The sequence below is a fragment of the Kitasatospora misakiensis genome (assembly GCF_042656005.1).
Taxonomy (GTDB): domain Bacteria; phylum Actinomycetota; class Actinomycetes; order Streptomycetales; family Streptomycetaceae; genus Kitasatospora; species Kitasatospora misakiensis.
The window spans coordinates 47,302-55,955 of sequence record NZ_JBHSOF010000054.1 but is presented as its reverse complement, the minus strand read 5'-3'; the positions used below and the strand labels follow the sequence as shown (position 1 = coordinate 55,955).

At 74.1% G+C, this 8,654-nt stretch carries 10 protein-coding genes; 5 read left to right on the top strand and 5 right to left on the bottom strand.

Annotation, left to right across the window (positions count from 1 at the left end):
* The first annotated feature begins 257 nt into the window (after window positions 1-257).
* The gene (locus ACFP3U_RS30710; RefSeq protein ID WP_380229002.1) at window positions 258-527 is read left to right on the top strand and encodes a hypothetical protein; all 270 of its coding nucleotides are present in this window, start codon (window positions 258-260) and stop codon (window positions 525-527) included.
* A gap of 43 nt (window positions 528-570) precedes the next feature.
* On the opposite strand, the gene ACFP3U_RS30705 is transcribed toward ACFP3U_RS30710, so the two are convergent.
* Both ACFP3U_RS30705 and ACFP3U_RS30700 read right to left on the bottom strand, forming a co-directional pair.
* Complete coding sequence (locus ACFP3U_RS30705) at window positions 571-1,227, bottom strand: response regulator (RefSeq protein WP_380229001.1); 657 nt, start codon at window positions 1,225-1,227, stop codon at window positions 571-573.
* A 134-nt stretch (window positions 1,228-1,361) separates the two neighbouring features.
* On the bottom strand, window positions 1,362-2,201 hold the full coding sequence (locus ACFP3U_RS30700) for a sensor histidine kinase (RefSeq protein WP_380229000.1): 840 nt from the start codon (window positions 2,199-2,201) through the stop codon (window positions 1,362-1,364).
* 421 nt (window positions 2,202-2,622) lie between these two features.
* On the opposite strand from ACFP3U_RS30700, the gene ACFP3U_RS30695 reads away from it, so the two are divergent.
* The 4 genes from ACFP3U_RS30695 to ACFP3U_RS30680 all read left to right on the top strand — a co-directional run bounded on the left by ACFP3U_RS30695 (window position 2,623) and on the right by ACFP3U_RS30680 (window position 6,028).
* Entirely contained in the window at window positions 2,623-3,609 is a 987-nt protein-coding gene (locus ACFP3U_RS30695) for a thiamine pyrophosphate-dependent dehydrogenase E1 component subunit alpha (protein WP_380228999.1), read from the top strand.
* 22 nt (window positions 3,610-3,631) lie between these two features.
* Window positions 3,632-4,621, top strand: coding sequence for an alpha-ketoacid dehydrogenase subunit beta (locus ACFP3U_RS30690; RefSeq protein ID WP_380228998.1), 990 nt, complete (start codon window positions 3,632-3,634; stop codon window positions 4,619-4,621).
* Between the two features lie 70 nt (window positions 4,622-4,691).
* Entirely contained in the window at window positions 4,692-5,198 is a 507-nt protein-coding gene (locus ACFP3U_RS30685; RefSeq protein WP_030396600.1) for a quercetin 2,3-dioxygenase, read from the top strand.
* A gap of 194 nt (window positions 5,199-5,392) precedes the next feature.
* The gene (locus ACFP3U_RS30680) at window positions 5,393-6,028 is read left to right on the top strand and encodes a TetR/AcrR family transcriptional regulator (RefSeq protein WP_380228997.1); all 636 of its coding nucleotides are present in this window, start codon (window positions 5,393-5,395) and stop codon (window positions 6,026-6,028) included.
* Between the two features lie 179 nt (window positions 6,029-6,207).
* Here ACFP3U_RS30680 and ACFP3U_RS30675 read toward each other — a convergent pair whose 3' ends face one another.
* The 3 genes from ACFP3U_RS30675 to ACFP3U_RS30665 all read right to left on the bottom strand — a co-directional run bounded on the left by ACFP3U_RS30675 (window position 6,208) and on the right by ACFP3U_RS30665 (window position 8,510).
* Window positions 6,208-7,080: an LLM class flavin-dependent oxidoreductase gene (locus ACFP3U_RS30675; RefSeq protein WP_380228996.1), complete on the bottom strand. Its 873-nt coding sequence runs from the start codon at window positions 7,078-7,080 to the stop codon at window positions 6,208-6,210.
* Window position 7,081: 1 nt separating this feature from the next.
* Entirely contained in the window at window positions 7,082-7,462 is a 381-nt protein-coding gene (locus ACFP3U_RS30670; RefSeq protein ID WP_380228995.1) for a SchA/CurD-like domain-containing protein, read from the bottom strand.
* 67 nt (window positions 7,463-7,529) lie between these two features.
* On the bottom strand, window positions 7,530-8,510 hold the full coding sequence (locus ACFP3U_RS30665; protein ID WP_380228994.1) for an SDR family NAD(P)-dependent oxidoreductase: 981 nt from the start codon (window positions 8,508-8,510) through the stop codon (window positions 7,530-7,532).
* Window positions 8,511-8,654: the final 144 nt, after the last annotated feature.

Below are 8,654 nucleotides of genomic sequence, written 5' to 3'. Positions count from 1 at the left end.
CAACGCCGCCCCGCCCGCCCTCCGGGCGGACGACGGGGGTTCGAAGACGGGCCCTGGCACGGGGGCGCGCCCCGTGGGCCGGGGGCGCGCCCAGGTCGGCCGTGATCCCGTCCCCGGTGCCGGGTGCGGCGGCCGGGGACGGGGGAGGAAAGGTTCCCAGCGTGTTGGGGATTCCCGACCCATGACGGTGGGACGGCCGGTCCGCAGGATGGCGGTAGCACCGCTTCCCCCGTAGCCGTCCCGCCGGAGGCCTTCCGATGCGAACCGCCCTGCGCCGTGCCCACCGCCGTCTTCTGCTGCGCCGGTGGGCGCGGCGGGCCGGCCGCTACCTGGCGGACGGACTGATCTGGCTCGGGCTGGCGATGGGGGCGATGACCTCGCCCTCCGCCCTGCCGGGACCGCGGAAGCCGGAGGACGTCCTGCCGCCGGTGGGAGTGCCGGAGTGGCACCCGGAACGGACCGGGGCGCAGGCCGAGCCGTTGAGCCGGCGCGAGGAGGAGCTCTGGGCGCAGCTGCTGGAGCGCTGACCGCCGGCGCGGCCCGGCCCGGGAGCCCCGCCGGCCAGCCGGCTCAGCTCCCGAGCCCGGCGCGCCGGGCCCGGACGGCCGCCTCGGCGCGGTCGGCGACCTGGAGCTTGCTGAAGATCCGGGAGAGGTAGTTGCGCACCGTCTTCATGGAGAGCCCGAACTCGTTGGCGATGTGCGCGTTGTTGCGGCCGTCGGCCAGCATGGTCAGTACCGCCATCTCCCGGGGGGTGAGGTCGGGGAACGGCTCGCGCTCCGGGGTCGGCCGGCGCACCTGGGCCAGCAGGCGGGCGGCGGCCTCCGGGCCGAACAGCGCCCCGCCCTGGCTGACCGCGGTGATCGCCCGGCGGACGTCGTCCAGGCCGGCCCCCTTGACCAGGTAGCCGCGGGCGCCCGCCCGGACCGCCGCGACGATGGAGTCGTCGTTGTCGTCGGCGGTCAGCATCACCACCGCCACCCGGGGGTGCCGGGCCAGCAGGGTCCGGGTCGCCTCGATGCCGTCGGTGCCGGGCATGCCGATGTCCATCAGGACGACGTCCGGTGCGAGCCGCTCGACGGCGGAGAGCACGTCGGCCCCGCTGGAGGCCTCACCCACCACCGTCAGCGAGTCGATCCGGTCGAGGAGTTGGCGCAAACCCGCCCGGAACAGCTCGTGGTCGTCGACGACCAGGATGCGGAGGTTTCGAGGCGCGGCCGGATCCATGGGGGGCTCCTTAGGGAGGGTGAGGGAGCACGGTCAACTCGGTGGACATGCGGGGACACGGGAAATGGCGCGGGTCGGTCGATCACGGACTCCTGGACCGCCCGGTGGCGAGGGAAAAAGGGGACGAGGGTGCCTCAGTCGCGCCGGCGGCTGCCGTCGACGAGCGCCGAGTGCGGCAGGCGGACCCGGATCACGGTGCCGTGCGGGGCCGTGGTCTCGATCGAGAAAGCGCCGCCGAGTTCTCTGGTACGTACACACATCGACGGAAGTCCGATTCCGCGGACCACGTCACCGGAAATGCCGATCCCATCGTCCTCGATGGAAAGGTCGAGGCCCTCCGGGCCGATCGACGCGGAGATCCGGCAGACCGATGCCCGGGCGTGCCGGACGACATTGGCGACGGCCTCGCCGGAGATGTTCTTCAATTCTTTCTGGACACGTGTCGGAAAATCGTCCAGGGCGGCCGGAAGTTCGGTGAGGACCCGGAGCCGGCCGGCTCCGGCCTCCTCGAAGGCGCGGGCCTGCCGGTGCAGGAACTGGCGCAGCGTGCCGGTGGACCTGGCGGTCCGGGGCTCGGAGGTGTCGAGGTCCCGGATGACCTGGCGGACGTCCGCGATCGCGGTGCTCACGTCCTCCCTGGCCTGGGCCAACAGGGCCGGGGCCTGGTCGGCGTCGCCGGTCAGGGTGAGACCGGCGAGCTCCATGCGCATGTGCAGGGCGGCCAGCCGGGGCGCCAGCGAGTCGTGCAACTCGCGGCGGACGCGGCGGCGTTCGTCGAGTCGGGCGGCGGCGGCCGGACAGTCGGACTCCGGCTCGTCGACCGGCAGGCCGGCCGGCCGCAGGCGTGGCCGGTCGGGCGGCAGGCCGGCCGCGCCGATGCCGGTGACCAGCCCGAGCAGGGTGTTCACCAGGCGTCCGATCCGGTCGGAGGTGTTCCGTTCACCGCGGGGAGCGAGCACCCCGACGCCGCTCATGGCCAGGTTTGTCGGTCTTCGGTCGGCCCTGCCGGAGGATTTGAGTATCTGGTCCAGCATGGTTCCTGAGATCCCCCCGTCGCTCGCGTCTTACCCACTGTGCACGGGCGTTCCTGGCGCGGGGAATAGGAATTCCTGAGGCATGTCCGAAAACTGGCACGGCGGACCGCGCAGTATCGGTCCGTCGTTCGTTTCTATGCCGTGATCCCAATCCACCCGGGACAAGACCTTAGGGGCGTGGTTGCGCAGGGCGCAAGGGTGGGAGTGCCGGGTGGGGGAGGGGGCGGTGACGGATTCGGACACTTGGTTGCACCCATGTGAGTGAGCACTTACCCTCATGGAGTCGGGCCACCAGAACGACCGGCGAACGAGGCGCGCGGCGCCCCGCCGGCCGTCCCCCGGAGAGCCGAGGAGGCGACCCATGGGCACATCCCGCACCACCGATCTGACGCTCGATCAGATCGCCGAGATCTACCGGACGATGAGCGTGATCCGGGCCTTCGAGGACCGTCTGCACGGGCTGGCGAAGAACCTCCCCGGCGCGGTCCACCTCTACAGCGGGCAGGAGGCCGTCGCGGCGGGCGTCTGCGCGGCCCTCGCTCCGGACGACTACCTCGCCAGCACCCACCGCGGTCACGGACACGCGATCGCCAAGGGCTGCGACGTCGAGGCGATGATGAAGGAGCTGCACGGCCGACCGGACGGCATCTGCGGCGGCAAGGGCGGCTCGATGCACATCGCGGACTTCGACCGCGGCATGCTCGGCGCCAACGGCCTCGCCGGCGGCGGCGTCCCGCTCGCCTGCGGCGCCGCGCTGACGGCTCGTCAGCAGGGCACCGGCCAGGTCGCGGTGGCCTTCACCGGCGACGGCGGCGCCAACCAGGGCGCCGTGCTGGAGAGCCTGGTGCTGGCCCGGATGCTCGACCTGCCGGTGATCTTCGCGATCGAGAACAACGGCTACGCCCAGGCCACCCCGGCCGCGGCGCACTTCTCCGGCACCGACATGGCCCAGCGCGCGGCCGGCTTCGGGATCCCCGGCGAGGTGGTGGACGGCTACGACGTGCTCGCCGTGCACGCCGCCACCACCGAGGCCGTCCGGCGCGCCCGGGCCGGCGAGGGGCCGACCGTGCTGGAGTTCCGGGCCGAGCGCTTCCACGGCCACATGGAGCTCTGGGACGACCAGTCCTACCGGCCGGTCGCCGACCCGGAGCGGCTGCGCACCGAGTCCGACCCGCTGCTGCTGCTCCGCTCCCGGATCGCCGACGGCACCGTGGCCGGGCCGGCCGCCTTCGAGCTGGACCGGCTCGACCGGGACGCCACCGCCCTGGTCGAGGCCGCCGTCGCGGCCGCCTCGGAGCCCTTCACGGTCGACCCGCGCAGCCTGCTCGACCACGTCTACACCCGCTGACCCGCCCCGAGGAGGGAGTCCCATGCGCACGATCACCTACCAGCAGGCCATCGGCGAGGCGCTGGCGCAGCAGATGCGCTTCGACCGCTCGGTGGTCCTGATGGGCGAGGACAGCACCAACGCCTGGGGGCCGACCAAGGGCCTGCACCTCGAATTCCCGGACCGGGTGCTCGACATGCCGATCACCGAGGCGGCCTTCGTCGGCGCCGCGGTCGGCGCCGCCGCGACCGGCCTGCGGCCGGTGGTCGACCTGCTCTTCGTCGACTTCGCCACGGTCTGCTTCGACCAGATCGCCAACCAGGCCGCCAAGCTGCGCTACATGGCCGGCGGCAAGGTCTCGGTGCCGCTGGTGCTGCGCGCGATGTGGGGGACCGGCCTGCGCCGCGGCGCCCAGCACTCGCAGGCGCTGCACCCGCTCTTCGTCCACCTGCCCGGCATCAAGGTGGTCGCGCCGTCCAACGCGTACGACGCCAAGGGGCTGATGGCGCAGGCCCTGGTGGACGACGACCCGGTGCTGTTCCTGGAGCACAAGATGCTCTACTTCGCGCCCGGCGGCGTGCCCGAGGAGCCGTACGCGATCCCGTTCGGCTCGGCCAAGGTGGTCCGGCCCGGGACGGACTGCACGGTGGTCGCGATCGGCCGGATGGTCTCGGTCGCGCTGGCCGCCGCCGAGCAACTGGCCGCCGAGGGCCTGCAGATCGAGGTGATCGACCCCCGGACGCTGTCGCCGCTGGACACCTCGACCATCTACGGCAGTGTCGAGCGGACCGGGCGGCTGGTCGTGGTGGACGAGGCCCACCCGCGCTGCAGCCTGGCCACCGACATCGCCGCACAGGTCGCGCAGGACCGTTTCGCCGCCCTGCGCGGGCCGGTCAGGATGGTCACCGGGCCGCACGCGCCGGTGCCGTTCAGCCCCGAGCTGGAGGACGCCTTCGCCCCCGGCCCGGACCAGGTGGCCGCCGCCGTGCGCGCCACCGGACTGGTGAAGAGCGCCGCCGGCGCGCCGCGCTGACGATCGATCAGTTTCCGTACCGCTGTGCTGCCGGGCCCGAGCGCGGGCCCGCCGACCGAGGAGGAACCGAGTGACGTCCCAACCGTTCGTGAAGCAGCCCGACGAGGGCCGCGCCATCTGGCACGTGGGCGCGCTGCTGCAGTTCAAGGCCACCGGCGCCGAGACCAACGGGCAGTTCTGGCTCGCCGAGCAGCTCTCCCCGGCGGGCTACGCCTCGCCGGTCCACCTGCACACCCGCGAGGACGAGTTCTTCATCGTCCAGGAGGGTGAGATGGTGTTGCGGATCGGCGACGACGAGCACAAGGTCGGCCCGGGTGCGACGGTCTTCGCGCCGCGCGGCATCGCCCACCAGTACCGGGTGGAGACCGAGGGCACCCGCTTCCTGGTGCTCGGCACCCCGGCCGGCTTCGAGGAGTGGTTCTTCAAGACCGGCGAGCCGGCCACCAGCCTGGAGCTGCCGCCGCCGCTCCAGGGCCCGCCGGACTTCGCCCGGCTGCTGGGCGAGTTGGCGCCGCTCGGTGTGCAGCTGGTCGGGCCGCCGCCCGGTGTGGGCGGGCCCGCCGGGCCGCCGCGCTGAGCGGTGCCGCCGCTGAAGCACTCCTCGCCGGCCCCGCCGCCCCCCGTGGGCGGCGGGGCCGGCGCGCCGGTGGCGCCGGTGGGCGCGCCGGACGAAACCGGTGAGCGGGTACTCACCTACGCGCTATCCTTCGGGTGCCCCTCCGCAGCCGCGGTCCGGTCGGGAGCCGGCCGCCCCGTCCCTTCGGAGCCTTCATGAGTATGCGCGAGCAGATCGTCGACGCCGCCGAGCGGGTGATCCGGGACCTCGGCCTCGCCCGGTGCACCACCAAGGAGATCGCCGAGGTGGCGGGCTGTTCCGAGGGCACCATCTACCGGCACTTCCGCAGCAAGGAGGACGTCTTCCTGGCCGTCCTCGCCGAGCGGCTGCCCGGCCTGCTGCCGGTGCTGCGGGCCCTTCCCGAGGAGATCGGCAGCGAGGGCGAGGTGCGGGCCTCCCTCCAGGAGGTGGCCGAGGAGGCGCTCGCGTTCTACCGCGCCTCGATGCCGATGCTGCTGTCGGTCTTCGCCGAACCCAAGCTGCTCGACCGGCACCGGGAGTGGATGCGGGCCAACAACGCGGGGCCGCACCGGGCCGTCGAGCTGCTGGCCGACTACCTGCGCCGGGCCCAGCGGGAGGACCTGGTCAGCCGGGACGCCGATCCGGTGGCGACGGCCCAGCTGCTCCTCGGTGCCTGCTACCTGGCCGCGTACGGGGGGGTGTTCGCCGCCCCGGGCGCCGGCTCCGAGCCGCTGCGCGAGGCGGAGTCCTTCGTCCGTGAGCTCTGGCGGACGCTGGCCCCGGCCCAGCCGGCGGCCGCACCGACGCGGGGCCGGTCCAAGAGCCGCTGACCCGCCGACCGGTCGACCCGCTGACCGGCCCGTCGCCCGGCGAGCAGTGCCGGGCGGCGGGCCTTCGCGTGCCCGGAGGCCCGAGGAGCGCGGTGCGGGGCCCGTGACAGGGGGCGTGCGACGACGGGGAGGGGCGGGCGGCCCGTGGCCACCCGCCCCTCCCCGTGCTCCGACCGCCGTCAGCCCTGGAGACCCAGCACCTGGGCCGCCGCGGCCACCTGCCCGAGGTCCCCGGCGCAGGGCATCAGCAGCAGCTCGTCGCAGCCCACCTCGGCGTACTTGCCGACCAGCCCGCGCAGCTTGCCCGGGTTGTCGGCCGCGCCGCGCAGGATGTGCTCGACGAACGGCCCGGCGTCCCGGTAGTACGACCGCAGATAGCCCTCGGTGTGCTTGCCGGCGTCCTCGCCGAGCGCGAAGTAGGCGAGCGCCACCATGCGGGGCGCCCCCTCCCGGCCCTCGGCGGCCCACTGCTCGCGCACCGCCTGGGCACCCTGGGCGAACATCATCGGGCCGGTGCCGCCGCCGATCCAGCCGTCGGCGAGCCGGGCCGCCCGCGCCACGGCGGCCGGCGAGTGCCCACCCAGGATCAGCTCGGGCCCGTTCGGACGGACCGGGGCCGGGCCGACGGCGGGTTCCTTGCCGGACTGGGCGTCGGCCCAGTGCCGGCGCAGCTCGGCCACCTGGGTACCGGTCCGGGCGCCCCGGCCGGCCTTCTCGACCTGGCCGGCCTCGAAGTCGTCCGGGCGCGAGCCGACCGCCATGCCGAGGGTGAGCCGGCCGCCGGAGAGCCGGTCCACGGTGGCCGCCTGCTTGGCCAGCAGCGCGGTGTTGTTGCGCAGCGGCGAGATGAGGATGCTGGTCGCCAGGCCGATCCGCTCGGTCACCGCGGCGGCCGCGGCCAGCGTGGTGAGCGGTTCCCAACTGCTGTGCACCAGACGGTCGATGGTGCCGAGCGTGGAGAAGCCGGCCTGCTCGGCGAGCCGGGCCCAGGCGACCACGTCGGCGCCGGCCGCGCCGGCCAGCGAGGTGGGGAGTCCGATTCCGACCTTCATCTCACTCACCCTCGATCGGCTGGTCGTGCCGGCGGGAGAGCACGTTCTCCATCGAGGCCAGCCGGAAGAACGCCTGCGCGCCCTCGCGGGTGGTCATGTCGCGCGGGACGGCGAGGTGCTTCTCCAGCTCGCGCTCGAAGTCGCGGACGGCGGGCTGCTGGCTCATGTGCGCGGCCACCAGCGGCAGCGGGCCCTCGATCTCGATCACCCGGACGGCCAACTCCTTGCCCACGAAGGCCTGGGTGCCGAGCAGCTTGCCGACCGTCGTGCCGTCGGGGGTCTTGACGTCGAAGTCCGGGCGGCCGCTCTTGCGGAACAGATCCTTGACGATGTCCTCGCTGCCCGGCAGCAGCGGGTAGAAAAGCGCGTGCCACGTGCTCATGGTCGTCTCCTGACGTTTTCCCGGGCCGGGCTCGGCCCTCGGTGGGTGTGGGGCGGGGCGGGCGGTCTCACTGGCTGGCGGTGACGCCGCCGTCCACGTACAGCACCTGGCCGCTGATGAAGCCGGCGCGCGGTGAGGCGAGGAAGGTGACCGCGTCGGCCACCTCGTGCAGTTCGGCGGTGCGGCCGAGCGGGATCCGGCCGAGCACCATCCGCATGAACTCCGGGTTGCTCGCGTTCTCCTGGACGAAGTCGGTGCGCACGAAGCCGGGGGCGACCGCGTTCACCGCGATCCCGTGCCGGCCCCATTCCGCGGCCAACTGCTTGACCAGCAGGTCGAGGCCGGCCTTGCTGGCGCCGTACGCGCTGAAGCCGCGCCGGGCGCCGAACTTGCCGCGCACCGAGGAGAGGTGGACGATCCGCCCGCCGCCGGCCGCGATCATCGCCCGGCCGACCGACTGGGAGAGCCAGAAGGCGCCCAGCAGGTTGGTGTCGACGATGGTGCGCCAGTCCTCCTCGGAGATGGTCTCGGCGCCGACGGTGACCAGCGCGCTGGCGCAGTTCACCAGGACGTCGACGCCGCCCCAGTCGGCGGTCACGGCCGCCACCAGGCGGTCCACGTCGGCGCGGTCGGCGACGTCGACGGCGTGCGGGACCACCGTGCCGCCGCGGGTCGCCAGCGGGGCGAGCCGTTCGGCGGTCTCCTCGGCCTTCTTCAGCGAGCGGCCGGCCACGGCGACCCGGGCGCCCTGGGCGGCGAGGTCCTCGGCGACGGCGGCACCGATGCTGCCGTAGCCGCCGACCAGCAGGACCCGGCTGCCGAGGAACTCCCGGTCGGCGGGGACGCGTTCGGGCGCGGGCCGGGGCGGGGCGGCGAATCCGGGGGGCGGTCCGCCGACCCCCGGCGGCGGTCCGAATCCCGGGGGCGGTCCGCCAACCCCTGGGGGTGGACCGAAGCCCGGAGGCGGTCCGCCGGCGCCGGGGGGCGGTCCGCCGCCGGGGCGTCCGCCGGGCGGGCCGGGCGGTGGGGTCGGTGCGGCTGCCGTCATGACAGCACCTCCCTGTCGCGGGTCGGTGGTGCACGGAATCTGACGCATCGTCAGATGTGGGGAGCCGAGGGGTGATGAGTCCGGGCCCGGTGCTGTCCGGGTCCGCTCGGTCGGCGTCTTGACCGGGCCCGCGCGGTGCGGGGC

What these genes read in the sequence shown, in the direction of transcription:
- ACFP3U_RS30710 (WP_380229002.1), top strand. Translation starts at nt 258, where the DNA reads ATGCGAACCGCCCTGCGCCGTGCCCACCGCCGTCTTCTGCTGCGCCGG.
- ACFP3U_RS30705 (WP_380229001.1), bottom strand. Translation starts at nt 1,227, where the DNA reads ATGGATCCGGCCGCGCCTCGAAACCTCCGCATCCTGGTCGTCGACGAC.
- ACFP3U_RS30700 (WP_380229000.1), bottom strand. Translation starts at nt 2,201, where the DNA reads ATGAGCGGCGTCGGGGTGCTCGCTCCCCGCGGTGAACGGAACACCTCC.
- ACFP3U_RS30695 (WP_380228999.1), top strand. Translation starts at nt 2,623, where the DNA reads ATGGGCACATCCCGCACCACCGATCTGACGCTCGATCAGATCGCCGAG.
- ACFP3U_RS30690 (WP_380228998.1), top strand. Translation starts at nt 3,632, where the DNA reads ATGCGCACGATCACCTACCAGCAGGCCATCGGCGAGGCGCTGGCGCAG.
- ACFP3U_RS30680 (WP_380228997.1), top strand. Translation starts at nt 5,393, where the DNA reads ATGAGTATGCGCGAGCAGATCGTCGACGCCGCCGAGCGGGTGATCCGG.
- ACFP3U_RS30675 (WP_380228996.1), bottom strand. Translation starts at nt 7,080, where the DNA reads ATGAAGGTCGGAATCGGACTCCCCACCTCGCTGGCCGGCGCGGCCGGC.
- ACFP3U_RS30670 (WP_380228995.1), bottom strand. Translation starts at nt 7,462, where the DNA reads ATGAGCACGTGGCACGCGCTTTTCTACCCGCTGCTGCCGGGCAGCGAG.
- ACFP3U_RS30665 (WP_380228994.1), bottom strand. Translation starts at nt 8,510, where the DNA reads ATGACGGCAGCCGCACCGACCCCACCGCCCGGCCCGCCCGGCGGACGC.